The sequence below is a fragment of the Methylocystis sp. L43 genome, from assembly GCF_015709525.1.
In the GTDB taxonomy this organism is placed as follows: Bacteria; Pseudomonadota; Alphaproteobacteria; order Rhizobiales; family Beijerinckiaceae; genus Methylocystis.
In genome coordinates this window covers 1-18,319 of the sequence record NZ_JADNRA010000016.1, presented here as the reverse complement: position 1 = coordinate 18,319, position 18,319 = coordinate 1, and the positions used below count along the sequence as shown (strand labels likewise).

Annotated in this window: 17 protein-coding genes, 2 tRNA genes and 1 riboswitch; of the genes, 8 read left to right on the top strand and 11 right to left on the bottom strand. The window is 61.9% G+C overall.

Going from position 1 to position 18,319, the window contains the following annotated elements; genetic code table 11:
- Window positions 1–89 precede the first annotated feature (89 nt).
- On the top strand, window positions 90–368 hold the full coding sequence (locus IYX23_RS02465; protein ID WP_196391900.1) for a hypothetical protein: 279 nt from the start codon (window positions 90–92) through the stop codon (window positions 366–368).
- Window positions 369–402: 34 nt separating this feature from the next.
- On the opposite strand, the gene IYX23_RS02460 is transcribed toward IYX23_RS02465, so the two are convergent.
- Window positions 403–479 (bottom strand) — tRNA-Arg (locus tag IYX23_RS02460).
- 131 nt (window positions 480–610) lie between these two features.
- On the opposite strand from IYX23_RS02460, the gene IYX23_RS02455 reads away from it, so the two are divergent.
- Window positions 611–1,726, top strand: a complete 1,116-nt coding sequence (locus IYX23_RS02455) for a methyltransferase (RefSeq protein WP_196391899.1) — start codon at window positions 611–613, stop codon at window positions 1,724–1,726.
- Between the two features lie 94 nt (window positions 1,727–1,820).
- Here the strand turns inward: IYX23_RS02455 and IYX23_RS02450 are convergent, their stop codons facing one another.
- From IYX23_RS02450 to pgi, 3 genes are all read right to left on the bottom strand, one after another.
- Window positions 1,821–2,318 (bottom strand): DoxX family protein, encoded by a 498-nt coding sequence (locus IYX23_RS02450; RefSeq protein ID WP_348643612.1) that lies wholly within the window; start codon window positions 2,316–2,318, stop codon window positions 1,821–1,823.
- Between the two features lie 53 nt (window positions 2,319–2,371).
- Window positions 2,372–2,872, bottom strand: a complete 501-nt coding sequence (locus IYX23_RS02445) for a hypothetical protein (protein WP_196391897.1) — start codon at window positions 2,870–2,872, stop codon at window positions 2,372–2,374.
- 168 nt (window positions 2,873–3,040) lie between these two features.
- On the bottom strand, window positions 3,041–4,675 hold the full coding sequence (gene pgi, locus IYX23_RS02440; RefSeq protein WP_196391896.1) for a glucose-6-phosphate isomerase: 1,635 nt from the start codon (window positions 4,673–4,675) through the stop codon (window positions 3,041–3,043).
- A gap of 173 nt (window positions 4,676–4,848) precedes the next feature.
- Here pgi and IYX23_RS02435 point away from each other — a divergent pair, with 173 nt between their 5' ends.
- Window positions 4,849–5,889, top strand: a complete 1,041-nt coding sequence (locus tag IYX23_RS02435; protein WP_196391895.1) for a hypothetical protein — start codon at window positions 4,849–4,851, stop codon at window positions 5,887–5,889.
- On the opposite strand, the gene IYX23_RS02430 is transcribed toward IYX23_RS02435, so the two are convergent.
- The 3 genes from IYX23_RS02430 to IYX23_RS02420 all read right to left on the bottom strand — a co-directional run bounded on the left by IYX23_RS02430 (window position 5,886) and on the right by IYX23_RS02420 (window position 8,907).
- The gene (locus IYX23_RS02430; protein ID WP_196391894.1) at window positions 5,886–6,851 is read right to left on the bottom strand and encodes an L-threonylcarbamoyladenylate synthase; all 966 of its coding nucleotides are present in this window, start codon (window positions 6,849–6,851) and stop codon (window positions 5,886–5,888) included. The genes IYX23_RS02435 and IYX23_RS02430 overlap by 4 nt on opposite strands.
- On the bottom strand, window positions 6,848–7,606 hold the full coding sequence (locus IYX23_RS02425) for a peptidase (protein WP_196391893.1): 759 nt from the start codon (window positions 7,604–7,606) through the stop codon (window positions 6,848–6,850). Before IYX23_RS02425 ends, IYX23_RS02430 begins: the two co-directional genes overlap by 4 nt.
- An 89-nt stretch (window positions 7,607–7,695) precedes the next feature.
- Window positions 7,696–8,907 carry a GNAT family N-acetyltransferase gene (locus IYX23_RS02420; RefSeq protein ID WP_196391892.1) on the bottom strand — a complete coding sequence of 404 codons (1,212 nt, stop codon included), beginning with the start codon at window positions 8,905–8,907 and terminating at the stop codon, window positions 7,696–7,698.
- Window positions 8,908–9,026: 119 nt separating this feature from the next.
- Between IYX23_RS02420 and mtnA the strand changes: the two genes are divergently transcribed.
- Window positions 9,027–10,115 carry an S-methyl-5-thioribose-1-phosphate isomerase gene (gene mtnA, locus IYX23_RS02415; RefSeq protein WP_196391891.1) on the top strand — a complete coding sequence of 363 codons (1,089 nt, stop codon included), beginning with the start codon at window positions 9,027–9,029 and terminating at the stop codon, window positions 10,113–10,115.
- A gap of 70 nt (window positions 10,116–10,185) precedes the next feature.
- Here mtnA and IYX23_RS02410 read toward each other — a convergent pair whose 3' ends face one another.
- Window positions 10,186–10,632: a hypothetical protein gene (locus IYX23_RS02410; RefSeq protein ID WP_196391890.1), complete on the bottom strand. Its 447-nt coding sequence runs from the start codon at window positions 10,630–10,632 to the stop codon at window positions 10,186–10,188.
- Window positions 10,633–10,682: 50 nt separating this feature from the next.
- A riboswitch (Fluoride riboswitch) is annotated at window positions 10,683–10,745 on the bottom strand.
- An 89-nt stretch (window positions 10,746–10,834) separates the two neighbouring features.
- Window positions 10,835–11,488 carry a class II aldolase/adducin family protein gene (locus IYX23_RS02405; RefSeq protein ID WP_196391889.1) on the bottom strand — a complete coding sequence of 218 codons (654 nt, stop codon included), beginning with the start codon at window positions 11,486–11,488 and terminating at the stop codon, window positions 10,835–10,837.
- Between the two features lie 157 nt (window positions 11,489–11,645).
- Here IYX23_RS02405 and IYX23_RS02400 point away from each other — a divergent pair.
- Window positions 11,646–11,721, top strand: a tRNA-Ile gene (locus IYX23_RS02400).
- 1,153 nt (window positions 11,722–12,874) lie between these two features.
- On the opposite strand, the gene IYX23_RS02395 is transcribed toward IYX23_RS02400, so the two are convergent.
- Window positions 12,875–13,912 (bottom strand): patatin-like phospholipase family protein, encoded by a 1,038-nt coding sequence (locus IYX23_RS02395; RefSeq protein ID WP_246716434.1) that lies wholly within the window; start codon window positions 13,910–13,912, stop codon window positions 12,875–12,877.
- 661 nt (window positions 13,913–14,573) lie between these two features.
- Between IYX23_RS02395 and IYX23_RS02390 the strand changes: the two genes are divergently transcribed.
- On the top strand, window positions 14,574–14,804 hold the full coding sequence (locus IYX23_RS02390; RefSeq protein ID WP_196391888.1) for a hypothetical protein: 231 nt from the start codon (window positions 14,574–14,576) through the stop codon (window positions 14,802–14,804).
- Between the two features lie 868 nt (window positions 14,805–15,672).
- Here IYX23_RS02390 and IYX23_RS02385 read toward each other — a convergent pair.
- A complete protein-coding gene (locus IYX23_RS02385) occupies window positions 15,673–17,055 on the bottom strand; it encodes a DUF1254 domain-containing protein (RefSeq protein WP_348643617.1) in 1,383 nt (460 codons plus the stop codon).
- Between the two features lie 440 nt (window positions 17,056–17,495).
- Here IYX23_RS02385 and IYX23_RS02380 point away from each other — a divergent pair, with 440 nt between their 5' ends.
- Both IYX23_RS02380 and IYX23_RS02375 read left to right on the top strand, forming a co-directional pair.
- A complete protein-coding gene (locus IYX23_RS02380; protein ID WP_196391887.1) occupies window positions 17,496–17,690 on the top strand; it encodes a hypothetical protein in 195 nt (64 codons plus the stop codon).
- A gap of 345 nt (window positions 17,691–18,035) precedes the next feature.
- Window positions 18,036–18,319, top strand: a 284-nt coding sequence (locus tag IYX23_RS02375) for a hypothetical protein (protein ID WP_196398819.1), incomplete at its 3' end; no start/stop codon positions are given.

Here is an 18,319-nt window from a genome sequence, read left to right as displayed (position 1 = left end):
AAAAGAATTTGCTTTCGTCGATCGCAACGCCCATTTCGTGGACACCCCCGGCTTCGCGGCAGTGAGCACACGGCGAAGGAGCAAGGGCGATGAGCGAAAAAGCGATTCTCCGATTTGCGTCATCCGCGTGGTGGGCTGAGCATCCCCGGACGCATCTGGTTGTCGTGCATGCGATTCTTTCGCTCTCCACCGATGATCGGACCTCAGAGGAGATCTGGCTCTCGCCCACCACCGACGAGTGGCGGAAAGTTGCTGAACTTGCCGCGGACTGCTGCGAGGATGGCGATTTGGCGATAACCGGCGACAGGATGGCTTGGCGCATCCTGTCGAGAACATTTCGCGCAGACGCGCCGCCCTTCTCGATCTAAAGGCGTAATGTCATTAGCGGAAGCCGCGAAAATTTGGCGCGCCCGAGAGGATTCGAACCTCTGACCTCTGCCTTCGGAGGGCAACGCTCTATCCAGCTGAGCTACGGGCGCAGGCGCGCTGCTTTTCTACAGTAAGCGCGGATGCGCCGCAACGGCGGCGTCTGCCCGAGACGATCTTTCAGCGACATGCTAAGCCGCAGACCTGAATCTTGAGGGTAAACCGCAAATCTTGAGAGACTGTCTTGGCGTTACTCGACCAATGGCTGGAGCGATTGCGCCACGGGCGCGACAGGCTCATCGCCAATCCGCGATTCCAGCGCTGGGCTTTGAAAAATCCCGTCACGCGGCCCTTGGCGCGGCGCGGCGCGCGCGCTGGCCTCGATCTCGCCGCTGGCTTCGTCTACTCCCAGGTTCTCGTCGCCTGCGCCCAACTGAAGCTCTTCGACGTTTTGCGCGACGGTCCGCTCAGCCTCGACGCGCTGGCGACCAAACTCGCGCTGTCCGAGCCCGCGACGCGGCGGCTGCTCGAGGCGGCCGCTTCGCTTAATCTTGCCGAGCGTCGCGGCGGCGCATACGGCCTCGGATTGCTCGGCGCCGCCTTCGCCGGCAATCGCGCGGCGCTCGCCATCGTCGAACACCAGCCGCTGCTTTACGCAGATCTCGCCGATCCCGTGGCGCTGCTGCGCCAGGAAAAGCGTGGGCGGCTCGCCGACTATTGGCCCTATTCGGATGGGGATGCGCCCGAGGCGTTGTCTGCGCAGCAAGTCGGCCCTTACAGCGCGTTCATGGCGTCGACGCAGCCGATGGTCGCGCAGGAAGCGCTCGACGCTTATGATATTTCGCGTCATCGGCGCCTCTTGGACATCGGCGGCGGCGAAGGCGTGTTTCTTGCCGCCGCCGGAGCCCGTGCGCCGCATTTGCAGCTTGCTCTCTTCGACCTTCCCGCCGTGGCGGCGCGCGCCAAAGAGCGGCTCGAAGAGTCCGGCCTGCTCTCGCGCGCCGACATTCATGGCGGCGACTTCCTCAATGACGCTCTTCCCGAGGGCGCCGACGTCGCGACCCTTATTCGCATCGTGCATGACCACGACGACGCTTCGGCGCTGAAGCTCCTGCGCAATGTGCGCAAGGCGCTTGCGCCCGGCGCGACGCTGCTGATCATCGAAGGCATGTCCGGAATCAAAGGCGCCGAGCCGCTCGACGCCTATTACGGCTTCTACACGCTGGCCATGGGCCGCGGCGAGCCGCGCCGCGTCGAAGAGATCGAGGCGCTGCTGCGCGACGCGGGGTTTGGCAAGTTTCGGCTCTTGCGGAATGCATTGCCGGCGCTTGCGAGCATTCTCGTCGCCGAGGCGGTGTGAGCCATTTCAAACAGCACATACCGCGCGTGCGGCGCGCTACTGCCGACGCTCTCCGAACAGCGCGCCGACGACGATGCCATCCCTTGCGAGCCAGTCACCTATCGGCGTTTCGCCGCGCGTTCCGCGCGCCGAACAATTTCTCGTCCAACGACCAGCGGCCCGCTCCCGAAAGCAGCATGAAAAGCGCGCCGAGCAACATCGCATAATCCAGTCGGGCCTCATGCGTCATGCTGAAGAATCCATAGCGCTCCAGCTTGCGCACGCTGAAAATCCACCAATCGCGCCCGAACAAAACGGGGATTTTCGTGCTCACGATCGCGACCGCCATGACAACGATCAGAGGAATCGCCGCGATCCGATTGAACAGGCCGATCGCCATGAGAATGCCGCAGACAACCTCCGTCCAGCCGACAAAGGGACCGGTGACGTCCGGCCAGGGAATCCCGATTTTCGCGAAACGGCCTGCGCCGAGCCAGGCCGGGTCCGAGAGCTTGAGATACCCTTCCGTAACGAACACGCCGGCAAGCATGAGTCGAATGACGATAGCCCAGCGAGAGTCGCCCGGCGACAGGATAAACTCCCGAAAGGTCACTTGCGTCGCTCCATTCACGAGAAGAGGTTCAAAGCGCCGCAACCCAGCGGCCATCAATCCCGGCGCGGCCTTGCAAGGTCGAATATGACCTGATTGTTCATGAACTCTAGTTTTTCCGCTTGGTGACAGGACTGGCAAGCCGTTCGGGCGCTGTCGAATCCATCCCAGGCCTCACGCTTGTCGCCCGAGGCGAAGGCCGCGCGAATTTTCGTCCAGGAATCGCCGAGGAACAGTCTTCGCGCACTTTCGCCTCGCGCAGGCCTTTTGGCGACGCCGTTCTCGATCGTCGTTTTGATCTTGTCCCAATGGTAGACGGCGAGTTCATAGTTTTCACGTTGCAGTGCATCGTGCAGCCGCTCGAAACGCTCGCCAACCTCCCACATGGGCTGATCGAACCCTCGCATTTGCTGCTGAAGCAGTCGGAAACGAGCATTGTCGTTTTCAGCGCGGAGCAGCCAATCGTTTTGCGAAAGCTCCTCGGCTTCCGCCGCAGAGCCGGGAGAGCCGGCGCCCACGAGAAACAATGTTAGCGCGATAATGTTTGCTTTTTTCACTCGCTGACCGTCCCTCGCCGTGTTCAATCGAAGATCGCAGACTGCGGGCGATCTCGAAACAATTGTAGTGGACGACAACCTATTTTTGACAGTCCGCAATACTCGAAAATCAGACGAATGTCTCCGCGAACTCCCACGGCGGAGGCGACGACAGTGCGGAGGCGTTTCTTAGTGCGCCCTTCTCCACGCAATCAGACCCGCCGTCGAGCCGTCCAGACCTTGCGTCGACTCGTTGCTGTTCTCGACGATTGGCGCCAGACGATTGGCGAGCTCCTTGCCGAGTTCGACGCCCCATTGGTCGAAGGGATTGATGTCCCAGATCACCGACTGAACGAAGACCTTGTGTTCGTAAAGCGCAACGAGTCGACCGAGCGTGCGCGGATCAAGATGTCGGAAAAGCAGAACGCTCGACGGGCGATCGCCCGGAAACGTCTTATGCGGCGCGAGGCGTGCGATTTCCTCCTCGCTCAGCCCCTGCCCGCGCAATTGCACTTTCGCGTCCTCAAGCGTTCGACCGCGCATAAACGCTTCGGCTTGCGCCAGGCAGTTGGCGAAAAGCAATTCATGATGATGTTCGTCGGCCGCGGTTGGCTCGGCCGCGACGAGAAAGTCGATCGGGACGACGTCGGTTCCCTGATGCAACAACTGAAAGAAAGCGTGCTGCCCATTCGTGCCGGGCTCGCCGAAAATTACCGGCCCTGTTTTATAATTGACGCGGCCGCCCTCGCGCGTCACCGACTTGCCGTTCGACTCCATGTCGAGCTGTTGCAGATAGGCCGGAAATCGCGCGAGCCGCTGATCATAAGGGATGACCGCATGCGCGCCGCGTCCCATCACGTTTCTGTGCCAAACGCCGAGCAGTCCCATCAGCACGGGAATGTTTTGCTCAAGCGGCGCTTCGAGGAAGTGCGTGTCGACGTCGTGTCCGCCCTGCAAAAACTGCAGGAAATGTTCCGGTCCCACGGCGATGGCGAGCGCAAGGCCGATCGACGACCACAGCGAGTAGCGCCCGCCGACCCAATCCCAGAAGCCGAAGACGCGCGCCGGATCGATCCCGAATTCAGCGACCTTGTCGAGCCGCGTCGAGACGGCGGCGAAATGCGACTTCACCGCAGCTTCGCCGAGCGCAGCGACAACTCGGGCGCGCGCGCTTTTCGCATTCGCCATCGTCTCCTGAGTCGTAAATGTCTTCGACGAGATGATGAACAGCGTTCGCGCCAGATCGAGGTTGTGCAACGTATCGGCGAGGTCGGCGCCGTCGACATTGGCGACGAAATGCATGCGCGGCCCCTCGCCGGCAAAGGGCGAGAGAGCGCGCGACGCCATCGCCGGACCAAGGTCCGAGCCGCCGATGCCGATATTGACCACATCGCTATACGGCGCGCCCGTCGCGCCGCGGATGTCGCCAGAGCGCACCGCGCGCGCGAAGGCGAAAACCTTGTCGCGTTCGGCTTCGATCAGCGGCCGCATGTTTTCGCCGCCGACGAGAAGCGGCCGCGACGAGAGATCGCGTAGCGCCATATGCATGGCGGCGCGCCTTTCGGTGTTGTTGATGACTTCGCCAGAGAACAATGCGTCGCGCCGCGCGTCGAGATCACGCGTCTTCGCCAGCGAGGTCAGCAGCGCGATCGTCTCGCGCGTCACTCTGTGCTTGGAGAAGTCGAAGAGAAAATCGTCGAGCTTGACGCTGAAATTTTTGAAGCGCGCGGGATCCTCGGCAAAGAGATCGAGCGTTCGCGTCAGCTCCAAAGCAGAGGCGTGAAATTTTAACGCGTCAAAAGCGACGGCGACGGCGTCCGACATTCTTTTCTCGAAGAGCAAGCGCGTTTTCCTTAGGGATTTGTACCCGATTCGCAGGCGGCGGGCGCGCAGCGACTTTACCCCGAGAGGCTGGACCCTAAATTTTTACTGTATTGTGACAGAGGGATGTGAAATCCATATCGGCCGGATGACATTTTTCTGACAGCAGGACGGCGATGGATGAGATTCATTTCCTCGACGTGCGCAACGGTGGCCCTGTCGCCCACGCGCAGGCTCGGGTTCAGGCGGCGACCGCGCTCCGCAAGGCGTGTCTAGGCGCGGCGGCGCCGGTCGGCCGCCTGTGCCTGCCGTCGATTGACCGTATAGCCGCGAATTGGCTGAAACGCTCCGCCTCGGCCTACCGGGCGGAACTCGAGCGCATCGTCGCCATTCTCGGCTTTCCCGGCGCGATGACGCTGAACATGTCCTATCTCTTCGCCTGCACCACCCAGGCTTACGAGGACGAGCACGGTCTGCCGCGCCTGCGCCGCACGCTCGACTGGCCATTTCAGGGCCTCGGCAGGGGCGTCGAAATCGCATTGCAGTCCGGTGGGGCGGGCGAATTTTACAACGCCACCTGGCCGGGGGCCGTTGGCGTGCTCAGCGCGATGGCGCCCGGCCGCTTTTGCGCCTCGATCAATCAGGCGCCGATGAAGCGGCGCACCCAGGGCTCCCTCGGCTTCGCCTATGACGCCGTCCTCAATCTGCGCGACGCCTTGGCAAGCGAAGGCGGTTGGCCGCCGGACCATGTGCTGCGCTATGCTTTCGAACATTGCGCAAATTTCGAGGCGGCCGTTGAGTTTATCGCCAGCGCGCCGATCGCGCGTCCAACTCTCTTCACCCTGGCGGGGGTCAGGCGCGGCGAGATGGCCCTGATCGAACGCACCGAACACGAGGCGCGCGTGCTGCGCGGACCGGTCATCGTCGTCAACGATTGGCAGGAGCCGCAGGCCGGCTGGCAGGCGCGCATGAGCTATGAGAACAATGTGAGCCGCAAGGCGGCGATGCGCGACGTCGCGCCCGACGCCCCGCCCTTTTCCTGGGTGCGTGAGCCCGTGCTCAACCGCCTGACGCGCCTCGCGGTGGAAATGTGCGCCGTCGGCGTGGGCGATTTCGCTGCGCGCGGCTACGAGTGCCCCTATCTGAAAGGCCAGCCCGAGCCGGTGACGCAGGACTTCTTTCTGAACGCGGCCACGCCCACGGCGCTGGCCGCCTAGTCCAGTCTCGGCGCACTGGCGCGTCGCAGCCGATCATTGATCGCTTCGCCCACCCCCCGCTCGGGCACATGCGCCACGGCGACATTGGCGATGTGGCGCGCGTCGAACTCCCGCAAATGGGCGAAGAGATTGGCCGCCGCCTCGACGAGATCGCCTGATGGCGAAAGATCGAGCAAAAAGGCGCCGGGTTCGGCGCGCGCGGCGAGCCGGCCGCCAAAATCGAGCGCCGCTTCGCCTTCGTCGAGTTCGTGCGCCTCCAGACGCAGCCGCGCGGCAGGCGCGTAATGGGACGGCGTCATGCCCGGCGCGAGGATCTCGGCGTGCGCCGGCGACGCAAGCCTTGCCCCGAGGATCTTCTCGATCGCCTCTCGCGCGATCGCGCCGGGCCGCAGCAAGACGGGGGAGCCTTCACAGAAGGATACGATCGTCGACTCCAGCCCGGCGGCGGTGCGGCCGCCGTCGAGGATCATGTCGACCTTGCCCGAAAGATCTTCCGCGACATGCGCGGCCGTCACCGGGCTTACATGCCCCGACCGGTTGGCCGAAGGCGCCGCGATCGGCCGTCCGAGCGCCGCGATCAACGCTTGCGCGACGGGATGCGCGGGAACCCGAACCGCAACGCTCGGCAGCCCGGCGCGGGCGAGATCGCAGACGAAGCCACCCGGCGCTATGGGCGCGACGATCGTCAGCGGCCCCGGCCAGAAGGCCGCGGCAAGGCGCAGCGCGGGCTCAGGCAGCGCCGCCTCGCGGCGCGCGGCGTCGAGATCGGCGACATGGGCGATCAGCGGATTGAAGGAGGGGCGGTCTTTGGCGTCGTAGATCCGGGCGACCGCCCAAGCCTGAGTGGCGTCGGCGCCAAGGCCGTAGACGGTTTCGGTCGGGAAGGCGACCAGGCCGCCCTCGCGCAGAATCTCCGCGGCACGGGCGATCGCTGCAGCGTCCGCCGGCGTAACAATCGTCACGCGTCGTGGCCGCTGTAGGGCGGCTTGGGGATCGCCATATGCGCCTCGCGCAGCGCTTTCGACCAGCTCACGCGCAAATCCCGAAAATACGGATCGTTCGCACCGATCCTGGTCGCGACCTCCGTCTGCAGCGCGTCGCGACGCAGCAGCGCGATATCGATTGGCATGCCGACCGAAAGATTCGACCGCATGGTCGAATCCATCGAAATGAGCCCGATCTTCAGCGCATCATAAATGTCGGTGTCATAGGTGACGGCGCGGTCGAGAATGGGCTTTCCATATTTGTGCTCGCCGATCTGCAGATAATTGGTGTCCGGCGTGCATTCGATGCTGTTGCCGGCGGTATAGATCATGAAAAGCCGGAGCGGCCCCCCGGCGATCTGACCGCCGAGCAGCAGGGACACGTCGAAGCTGACGCCTTGCGCCGCAGGCTCCCCCTCGGCGTTGCCCGTCTGGACGCGTGAGAGGCGCACCGCACGCCCGACGAGATGCGCCGCATGCAGCATGTTTGGCGTGTTCATCACATTTTCCACGACGCCGCTTTCGGGATGCTCGATCCCGTCGCCGATCAGGTTCACGACGCCCTGGGTCACCGAGAGATTGCCCGAGGCGGCAAGCATCAGCACGCGCTCGCCAGGCCGCTCGAAAAGATACAGCTTGCGGAACGTCGAAATGTTGTCGAGCCCGGCGTTGGTGCGCGTATCGGCGATCATCACCAGTCCATCGCGCACGAGAATGCCGCAACAATAGGTCATGTGACTCCGCAGCGGTTCGCGCCAAACGCTGCAGGACTTACAAGTTTCGGGCCATGAGGCAAGTGCTGCAGGGACACAGCGAAGGAAATTCAGCCGCCGTTTTCGCTCTTGTAAGGAAGCTCGGCCGCATGCTCGGCGGCCCATTCCGCCACCGCTGCGCGCTCGCGCGCCAGATAGGCCGAAACCGCCTCGGCGAGGCGCGGGTCGGCCAGGTAGTGGGCCGAATGGGTGATCACCGGTCCATAACCGCGGGAGATTTTATGCTCGCCCTGCGCGCCGGCCTCGACGCGCTTATAGCCGCGGCGGATCGCAAATTCGATCGCCTGATAGTAGCAGACCTCGAAGTGGAGAAACGGCAGCGCTTCCAGCGCGCCCCAATTGCGCCCGTAGATAGCGTCGTCGCCCAGAAAATTGATCGCCCCGGCGATATGCCGCGCGCCGCGACGCGCCATCACCAGCAGGATGCGATCCGCCATGCGCGCGCCGATCTCGTCAAAGAACGCGCGAGTCAGATAGGGGCGCCCCCATTTGCGCGCGCCTGTGTCCATGTAGAATTCGAAAAACGAATCCCAGTGCGCCGGACGAATGTCGCTTCCCGTGAGCAGATCGATTGTGACGCCGTCGCCGAGCGCTTCGCGTCGCTCGCGCTTGATCGCCTTGCGCTTGCGCGCCGTGAGCCGCGCCAGAAAATCCTCGAAGTCGGCATAGCCGTCATTGACGAAGTGGAACTGTTCTCCGGAGCGGTAAATGAAGCCGGCGCTGCTCAGCGCAACGCATTCCTGCTCCGTGCAGAACGTGACGTGAATGGAGGACGCGCCGCTCGCCTTTCGCAATCCCTGCAAGGCGGCGATCAGCGCCTCGCGCGCGCCTTTGGGCGCATCACGCGCGATCAGCAGGCGGCGCCCGGTCACAGGCGTGAAAGGGGCCGCCACCTGAATCTTCGGATAATAGCGTCCGCCGGCAAGCTCATAGGCCTGCGCCCAGCTTTGATCGAACACATATTCGCCGAGGCTATGCGTTTTGATATAGGCCGGCGCGCAGGCGACAAGCCGCCCCCGCGAATCCTCGACGAGCGCATGCGCCGGCGCCCAGCCGGCGCGCGCGCCGACCGACTTCGACGATTCCAGCGCGCGCAGGAACGCATGCGAAACAAAAGGATTGTATCGCTCGCCGACGGAGTCCGGAAGACCGGGCGGATTCGCGCAAGCGTCCCAGGCGTCCGCCGCGACGGAGTCGAGCGATTCGGCGTATCGAACCGAAAATTCTTGCGCCGATTCTTGCGCCGAAGATTCTTGCGCCATGTGTCCAGTGGAGCAGCCGCGTTTCAAAGCTTTCTAGCACAGCGCCGCGGCGCGCTCTAACATGGCGCGAATGGCGACATCATCCAAGCGCGACTTTTGAGCAGGCAAGAACGGACACCATGAGAATTAACGGCCGTGACTACAGAACGATCTGGCTCGATTCGGACGGGCGGCGCGTGCATGTCATCGATCAAACTGTGCTCCCGCATCGCTTCGAGACGAAAACGCTCGCGAACTGCGAAGACGCCGCTGCAGCGATCAGCACGATGACGGTGCGCGGCGCGCCGCTGATCGGCGTGACCGGCGCTTACGGCATGGCGCTCGCCGCCTCGCGCGATCCGAGCGATGCCGCCCTGGCCGTCGCCTATGCCGCCCTCCTCGCCACCCGGCCGACAGCCGTCAATCTGCGCTGGGCGCTCGATCGGCTGCGCACTCTGCTCCTCGCGGCGCCGGTCTCGGTCCGCGCCGACCTTGCCTATGCGGAAGCCGCCAAGATCGCGGAGGAAGACGTCGCCGCCTGCCAAGCCATCGGCTGCTTCGGCGCCGAACTCATTCATAAGGCGCGTCGTAACGACGGTCCTATCAACATCCTTACCCATTGCAACGCCGGCTGGCTTGCCACCGTCGATTGGGGCACGGCGCTGGCGCCGATCTACACGGCCGCGCGGCAAGGCGCCCAGATACATGTGTGGGTCGACGAGACGCGTCCGCGCAACCAAGGGGCGAGCCTCACGGCCTTTGAACTGCTGGGCGAAGACGTTCCGCATACGATCATCGCCGACAACGCTGGCGGCCATCTGATGCAGCATGGTCTTGTCGATCTCGTCATCGTCGGCAGCGACCGCACGACGCGCGCCGGCGACGTGTGCAACAAGATCGGCACCTATCTCAAGGCGCTCGCGGCGCATGACAATGGCGTGCCCTTCTATGTCGCCCTGCCGTCTTCGACCGTCGACTGGCGCATCGCCGACGGCGTCCGCGACATTCCGATCGAAGAGCGCGCCGCGCGCGAAGTCACCCATATCAGCGGACGCGGCGCCGACGGCGCGCCGATTGAAATTCAGCTCACGCCCGATGGGTCTCCGGCGCGTAATTTCAGCTTCGACGTGACGCCGTCCCGCTTCGTCACGGGGCTGATCACCGAGCGCGGCGTCTGCGCCGCGACGGAGGAAGGGCTGAGTGGATTGTTCCCGGACGTTGGCGTTTAGCGAACAGTTCGCCGGCGCTGAATATTCCGACTTCGGCGCGCGTTCGCATCCACGAAGCGCTTCTTTCTTTCTATTCAAAGCTCATCTGAAGTACGGTGATTGCGCGGTCAAATGAAGCTGTAGGCGCGTAACAGAAGTGATTTGTGGCGACCGGCGCATCCTTGCAGTGGCGATGGCCTGCATCCCATTCGTAGCCGGCTTCCTTCATGCAGCCGGTGATAGCTTGGTAGAGAACAACCGGGTCAACGCCGAGGCGCGCCTCGGGATGGGCGCTTTCGGCGTCGAGTTCACAGAGAGAAGTTTTGAGCTGCTGCTCTTTGAGAAATCCAACCGAACTGCCGTATAGGACGATCTCAAGGACAGCGAGAACGACGGCCCCCGCCGCGAGCGACGCGACCGCATAGCGGGCATTCTTTAGGTAGCGAATGTCCATGAAGTAAAGGCCGCCGGCGGTTAGTAGACCGCAAGCGAGAATAAGGGCGAAGGGAACAATAAAAACGGCGAGGTCTTGGTTCAAAGCTTACACTCCTCCTTCTTGCACCCGCGATTGGTGAAATCGCGGTTACGATCGAAGCAGGAGTCATCAGCCTTTGCGGCGGTTAAGGGGGGCACTCCATCCCCTCGGCGCGTGGCGAACTTGTCGCTCACGGCTCACCTGACGTCACAACCTATCATTTAGGCGCTAAAAACGTCAATGCGTTGGAGGTTAATTGCGCGAATTATTCTGAGCTCTTACGCGTTCCGTAGTTTTTGAAGCGCTCCACCGTGCGCATGATTTCCTCGTCGGAAAGCACGACGGGTTTGCCGGCGAGCGCGCCGAGGTAGAAGACTTGCGCGAGCGCTTCGAGTTCGACGGCGCGCCACAATGCTCTGCGCATTGTCGCGCCGGTGACGATGGCGCCGTGATTGGCGAGCAGCACGCCATCGCGATCCGCGAGCCCCGCCACGACGAGTCGCGACAGTTCAGCCGTGCCGTAGGGCGCGTAATCGACGCAGCGCACGGTCGGGCCGCCGAAGGCCGCGATCATGTAATGCACGGCCGGAATATCGCGCCGCAAGGTCGCGATCGTCGTCGCATAGGGCGAATGCATATGCGCGATGGCGTTCACGTCCGGTCGGGCGCGATAGATGTCGAGGTGGAAGCGCCACTCGCTCGACGGCGGCAGCGGACCGTCGAAAGCGCCATCGCCCGCGAGCGGCATGCGCGCGATCGCATCGGGCGAGAGTTCGCGGCTGGGAACGCCGCTCGGCGTGACGAGCGCGGCGTCGCAGACGCGCAGGGACAGATTGCCCGCAGAGCCGTGATTGAGACCCAGCCGCTCCATCTCTTGCGCGGCGTCAACGATCGCCGCGCGCGCGTCATGTTCGTCCATACCAAAAGCCTTACAGGCGCGGCGCGGGCCGTGGCAAGACAGGCTGACGCATGTACACAGCGCGCAGGGCGAACGCGAGCACAGGGTCAGAGCGAGTGATGCAAGCCCAATATTGCGTGCGCCCGGCTTGCGGTATAGGAGGGGCCTCCCCGTCTCGGGGCCGGTAGCTCAATGGTTAGAGCCGGCCGCTCATAACGGTCTGGTTGCAGGTTCGAGTCCTGCCCGGCCCACCAAGAAAATCAAGTTAGCAAGGCAAGGTTTTCGAACAAGGTCGCATCACGACCGCGTCACGCGTCTCGGTCACTCGATATTTCCTTACGAAATGCACGCCTCTGGCCCGCTTTTGACCCTCATGTGTTCCAGATCGACGCCAGCGCGCCGCCCTACGCGACCTGATCTACTTCGACCATGCTATAAGTGTTGCAGCCGAACGCTCCAGATCGTCGCTCGATCTTCAGATAGCCCACGGGCTTTCTTCAGATTGGTTCGTTTATTGACTGCATTCCGTATGGCCTACAGCTTCGTATGGCTTATGCTCGCTCACGCTCACGCTCAAGCCGTATGGCTTACCAGCCGGTGTATGGTCTACGGTCTCGTATGGCTTATGGGCGTTCTGGAGACCGCCCCGCGGCGAGCAGTCGACGCCTGAGCGGCCGGCGCCCGGTGAAGATATCCATCTTTGTCGAGGGCATAGCCCTTCGACCGAATCCAATCGAATGCGGTTCGACTTGTCGATGATGTGGCGTTGGCGGGCATGAGACGTCCAATTGGTAAGCGAATGGCGTTTGGCGGGGTGCTCTACCCCCGCCGTCGCTGATAACCGCCGACAGGGTGCTCTAAGCCCTGCCGGCGATCGCTCCATGTGCCTCTGTGCCCGTAAACTATAGCCGAGTTGGCGCTCGGGGCGCAAGCTCAAATGTGCGCTAGCGCACATCGGCGATCTAAGCGGCCAAGCGCCAGCCGCCGTTGACCTCCGCCGTCTTGCTCCCGCCGCCGGTGACGCGCGCCGTCTGATCGAAGCCCCATTGACCGCGCCCGATGGATTTCCCCGAGCGTCGGCGCCGATGCCACGTCGGCGCTTCCGATCTGGACCGGCGAAAGGTCAATGCCGATGACTTCGAAAGAATTAACCGAGTTGCCGGGGCCCCGCTGGAGCATTATCGCAACCTCGACCCGACATGTTGCCGAGCCTGCATCTGGCTCCTGATCTCGTCGGCCACGACCCCGCGCACCGAGACAAGCACTGCCAAAAGTTCGGCCACGACAGGTAACAAAAGCCGGGCCGGTGACTTGAGATATCGCTTTCGAAAGTGAGTTATCGTCGAGGTCCGAGGCAGGATCGGCGGCTCAATCTGTGGCGTGGTTGTGTTCGCTCGGCGCTCTGCCTCACCGACGGGGAGCAAACCCGGGCGGTGAATGGTCCCATGGGTAACCTTTCACCGCTTTCTCGTAAGCAAAGCGATACAGAGCGCGCATGTATCCCTGGTCGAAATCCTCTGGGTGCTTCGCGTTAAAATCATCGCCGATATAGGCGAGGTTGAACGTGGCTCCGGCTCGCTGGGTGACGAGATACATTCGATACAGATCGCCCACGCCATTATAGTTGATCAGGGTCGAGACCGCCTTTTCGGCGATTGGGAGAGTTAACCGGTCCACATCGCTCCATTCCGCTGTCAAGCGACCATTGCGGATGATGTAGGCGACAACAGCCTTCCTTTGAAATCCAGACCGTTGCAGGACGTCACGCGTGTTCAGGCTCGGCGGAACAAGAAAGGCCTGACTGACGGCCCCGCCATCGACATGCATTTCCTGATACGTTTTTCCATTCGCTTCCACGTCGAACAGAACGGGCGGAAAAGCCGCCGGGATCGACGCAGAAGCGAGCAGAACATGACGAATAAGTCCGAGCGATTTGGGGTCGCCGCTGGCGGCGATGGCTCCAATATTCCAAAGCACGGGCCGGCCGGCGTCGAGATCCGTCGTCTGGATCAGCAGCAGACGTCCCTTCTGATACTCGGCTGCGATCGTCGCAAGCATCGTTTCGTCGACATAATGCGAGATCGTCTCATAGAGCGGAGTGGAGTCCGACAGCGCGTCCTCAGTCAGTGCTGCTGTCGCTAAAAATCTCTTCTCATAGACCTTCGACGGGTTGATATTCGTGTAGACGTCCGTCAGCGCACTGTCATAGTTGGGACCGAGGAAGGCGAATGGCGCTATCAACGCGCCGGTGCTTACTCCTGTTACGAGCTTGAATTTCGGTCGGTCGCCATGAGCTGTCCATCCGACCAGCAGCCCCGCGCCAAAGGCGCCATTGTCGCCGCCGCCGGAAAGCGACAGGAGATGCGCGGTGGGCAATATGCCACCTCTGCTGATCCCAAGACTTTTGGCCTCGCGATTGAGCGCGAGCTCCTGCTCTGCCGCCATAGCCGCCGGTTGATCGACGAAGAACCGCGCGTTGGCGATGCGAAGAACCGCCGCGTCACGTCTTTCGGCCGGCGGGACGGCTCCGCGACGATCAAAAGAAGAGCAGGCAGACAGGAGCGAGACGACAATTCCCGCGATGATCAAAAGACGCGCCCATCGCGACGCACTACTCATGCTGCTCATAGACCCTCTCGAACGCCTAACTCATACTTCCGTCAATGCGCATCGGCTTAAGCCGTATACTGCGCCCTCGATAAGTGCATGGATGGACGAGACAGCGATTGCTTGCCCAAATGGGGCTTGTGCTCGCGTTTGATGTCCCAAAATCCTGCTGCCTATAAAGGTCAACGAACTGTCAGGCATCAAGCGCCGCGAAGTCAACGAACTGCATGTAGTTCGCGCGCTAGGATGGGAAAAATTATGGAAGCAGTTGCAATTCGGCAACGGGATGGACAGATCGGCCGCAATGGACGATTCGCCTTATGACGGCGGCATCTCCTCGGCCTAAGATGATGATGTTTCCTTGATCTTAGTTCAGGAGGGGTCGCTCAGAACCGAGGGACAAAAGTGCTCGCCCACCACCGTTTCCATCCCTTCACTTGTCGCGGGAACCAAGCGTTAGATTTTCGATGCGTGTGAGGAGCGCACGACGGCGCTGTGTGTGCTACGCGCCATCGAGATGCTCGACGGCGACCAGGTTGCCAACCCCGGCCAGCAGACGGATCAAAACTGTCCGCAACGCCATACAACCTTGGCGCGTCAGATCGCCGACAACGCCGGCGGCGACGGCACGGTCGTCGTCTGCAAGCTTCTCGAGCCCACGGAACGCAGCTTCGATGGCCGGTCGTCGATCCGACCAAGGTCAAAATCTTTTCTCGCCGCCGGAGAGTGAGCACTTCTATATGAAAACACAAACCCCTTAAAAGCCCCACGTTCACCCTACAAATAAAGCGGACGCTGTTTCGTATGGGGATGCTGCCTGTGCCCGGTGATTTTCCATTCGCAACACCTGCTCCGTAAACCCAGCGTCAGGCCAGCAGACGGTTCTGTTTATTGAATGTTTATAAACACTGCGCGGACAGAGAGCTCAGAGAATTCCATCGTCAGAAACAAGGTAACACCTGCCAATATCGGCGCTGGATCTCGCCCTGGCCTTCACGCGCTCGAGCTAACCGGATGCGACCAACCGATCGAGCTCGGCGAAGCGTTCCGGAGAGAGCAGATCGAGCGACGCCTACGCGGCCGGCGTGTCTGCGCGCTCGGCGAGTTGGCGGCGAAGATCATCGTTCTCGACTACGAGCTCGAGCATGAAATCGTGGGAGTAGCGCGCTCCCCTGAAATCGCAGAGCTACCAATAGAATAGTTGAAGGATCTCACGCGGAGGCTCAGGCAAGCTCGAGATCGCGCAATGGATGTCGCCGCTCGCCAGAAGAGGGAAATGCGGGGCAAAGCGGAGCCTCACGGCGTAAAACCCTCCCATGATAACGCAGGAACGATTGGGAAAGCTGAGGCGCTCGAGGAGCCCTAGATCTCGTTGAGATTGAGCTACGGCGTCGCGAAGTCTCCCGAAGCGATGCAGGCTGAACGCTTGAATTGAAACTGCTCAAAACAACAGATGGGCCGAGTGTCTCAAGCCCAGCTCCGGGCCCCGAAGCGCCGCGGGGGTCATGAACGGCCTGTTACGCGCGACTGCTTCACACGAGCCGACCTTTGACCACGCGATAAGAACACCGGGGCCTCGCCCCATCATAGCTTGATCTTCATTCTGCAGGTCTGACAGCCGGCGGCGCCCAGCGGCCGTCAAGCGCCGGCGGCTTCGGCGCGTAGAGGCGCATCGTGAGATTTTCGCTTCCACTCGCAGGGGAAGGAAGCCAGTTGGACTCCTTTTCGGCTCCCGGACTCGCGTTCTGGATGTAAAGATCAAGCGAGCCGTCGGCGTTGTATTTCAGCGGATCGCGGTCGCCGATCGCAAAGCGGTTCAGCGCATTGCCGACTTGAAAGCCCTGGCCGTCGTAAAGCGTAATCGACCAGAAAGCGTCGACGGGGGGCATCTCGGCTTTCGTGAAATGCAGGACGTATTTCTCCTCGCCCTTGAGCGGCTTGCCGTCGCTGTCGGCGAGATTGAGGGGGTAGATCGCGTCCTCGGGCTGGTTCGCGCCAAGCCCGACCTGCGCGACGATGGCGCGTTTCAAATAGTAGTCTCCATAGACGCCCATCGTATCGGTGTTCATCTGCCACCCGTTCACGACGCGCGCCAGCGTCGGCGTCTTTTCCTTCATCAGCGCAAGCCCATCTGCTCGCGCCTTCTCAAGCGCGCGCTTCACGGCGGGATCGGCCGAGTCGAAATCGAAGCTTTTGCCATGCTCGATGCCGATGCGCTTCAGCCGCGCGAGTTGCGACCAGTCCGTCACATGAGGCGGGTTGGCTGCCATCAGCTCGGCGCCATAGGAGAAGAATTTGCCCGCCGGCATGGCGTCGACCTGCTCGAGCGGCGGCGTTTTCATGTCGACGTTCGGGTCGACCTTCGTCGCCACGGGCTTTGGCGGTTTGCGCCACCGCGAAAGCGGGGTGAGCTTATAGCCGTCCTGAACGGCGTGGACGGCGTTATAATCTTGATGTCCGTTCGTTTGCGTGCGCCCGATGATCCAGACATAGGGCGTCGGCGCATCGATCCGCTCTACGCCGGCGGGGAGTCGCCCTTTCCAGTTCTGCTGGACAATGGCGAAATCGCCGGCGCGCGCGCCGCTGGTGCGCTTGCCAGGCGCCGCGAAGACGTCGGTCCACATGTCGAGCAAGGGCAACAGATAGTAGCGCCCCTTCGTGTCGGGCGTCGAAAGGATGATCGGCTCCTTGGTCAGATCGAGCCAGGCGATGGAGTAGAGCGTATCGAAATTGGGGCGCACGACATCCCGAAACTCCGCCGGCGGATATGTCCGCACATGGTGGAATTCGTTCATCGGCCCTGCGCCCGGCTTCTTCCCCGGCTCAACATTGGTCATGACTCTTCGAGTCACGTCCATGCTGATCATCGGATAAAGATAGAGATAGGCCTCCTTGCCGATCTCATAGGCTTCCTGTTCGGTGACAGGGTCGGCGGCAAGGGCGACTTGCTGGAACGCGACTGATCCGAGCCCCAGAGCCACTATGGCGACAATCTGTTTTCCATAATGCAGATGCAACGGCAGTCTCCATCTTCAATTTGGGGAGAGAGAGCAGACAGACCTCGGTCGCGTCGCAATGTAGCCGACTTCTCGCAGGGACGGAAACAACGGCGGCTTTGCGTCCAAAAGTGTTCGCCCACCACCGTTTCCATCCCCTCTTGTGACCAGCGGCCAGTGACGACGGCGCGCCGTCCGCCGACTCGATACTGACCGGCACAAGATTTGAGGTTATTCGCCTGGAACTCATGAACCGAATTGCCGAGCGGCTCAAAGCCAATTCCACCCCAGCCGAGCATTAGCGCAGCCTCGTTAATTACGCCGCCGGTCCGAAGTTGGAACCTAACTTCGTCGCAGACGACGCCGCGCGCGAGCTGCTCCATCTGGGCGCCGACTTTCCGCGCGAGATCGGTATTTGATCGGACGTGCCGCCGCTGTTGGTGTGGATCGTAACCGGCGTGCTGATCGTGATCGGCCCGCCATGTCCGACTGAGAAGGTCGGTGCCGAGATCGCCGGCGCGCCGACAAGCCGCCGTCGACGGCCTTTGGATCTCGGCCACAATCCATCACGGCCAAATCCCGTTGCTCGAGGCGCGCAGATCAGCATCAAGCACGATTAATGTAACTTATCTCTCCCCGATGTCGCTGTCGTAAGTCCGCTCGCTGCTCCATGCCTGAAAAGGCCCGAGACTCTGATCCGAGCCGCGAGCAGTCGCGAATCTCCCTCCGCTGTCGAGGACCAACGCAGAGGACGCAAGCTTACCTAGGACCTCATCCGAACGGAGCAAGCGTCAAAACGGCTCGCATGCTACTGAGCAGATGAAATAGCCATTCACAGTTCAAACAGCTTCGGCCGGGACGAACAGCGGCGCTCGCAAGAGCGACGAGCCAGCGGCGCATTGCTAACCAGTGCGAAGTTCGAAACGTCAAACTCAAGTTAATTCTTGCGAAAGGGAGTGACCTCAATGGCTACTAGAACCATTCGCGTGTGGTGGAAGTCCGTCGCCACCGGCTGGCTGAATTTCAACTGGGATCCGATCACCTCGCAGTCGGTTGTTCACATCTCCGCCTGCGAGTGGAAGCCGAGCACCACGATCGGCGGCAAAAGCAAACACCGCGGCGCTGCACCGATTTTCGTAAAGAATATTCGCCCTCATGGCAGCAACGTTGAAGCGAACGGCGTCGAGTTCTTCGCACAAGTTGAATGGGGAACGCCTCTCGACGTCGTGTTCGACATCACTGTCTTTGA

What these genes read in the sequence shown, in the direction of transcription:
- IYX23_RS02465 (WP_196391900.1), top strand. Translation starts at nt 90, where the DNA reads ATGAGCGAAAAAGCGATTCTCCGATTTGCGTCATCCGCGTGGTGGGCT.
- pgi (WP_196391896.1), bottom strand. Translation starts at nt 4,675, where the DNA reads ATGTCGGACGCCGTCGCCGTCGCTTTTGACGCGTTAAAATTTCACGCC.
- IYX23_RS02435 (WP_196391895.1), top strand. Translation starts at nt 4,849, where the DNA reads ATGGATGAGATTCATTTCCTCGACGTGCGCAACGGTGGCCCTGTCGCC.
- IYX23_RS02425 (WP_196391893.1), bottom strand. Translation starts at nt 7,606, where the DNA reads ATGACCTATTGTTGCGGCATTCTCGTGCGCGATGGACTGGTGATGATC.
- IYX23_RS02420 (WP_196391892.1), bottom strand. Translation starts at nt 8,907, where the DNA reads ATGGCGCAAGAATCTTCGGCGCAAGAATCGGCGCAAGAATTTTCGGTT.
- mtnA (WP_196391891.1), top strand. Translation starts at nt 9,027, where the DNA reads ATGAGAATTAACGGCCGTGACTACAGAACGATCTGGCTCGATTCGGAC.
- IYX23_RS02405 (WP_196391889.1), bottom strand. Translation starts at nt 11,488, where the DNA reads ATGGACGAACATGACGCGCGCGCGGCGATCGTTGACGCCGCGCAAGAG.
- IYX23_RS02395 (WP_246716434.1), bottom strand. Translation starts at nt 13,912, where the DNA reads ATGGCGGCAGAGCAGGAGCTCGCGCTCAATCGCGAGGCCAAAAGTCTT.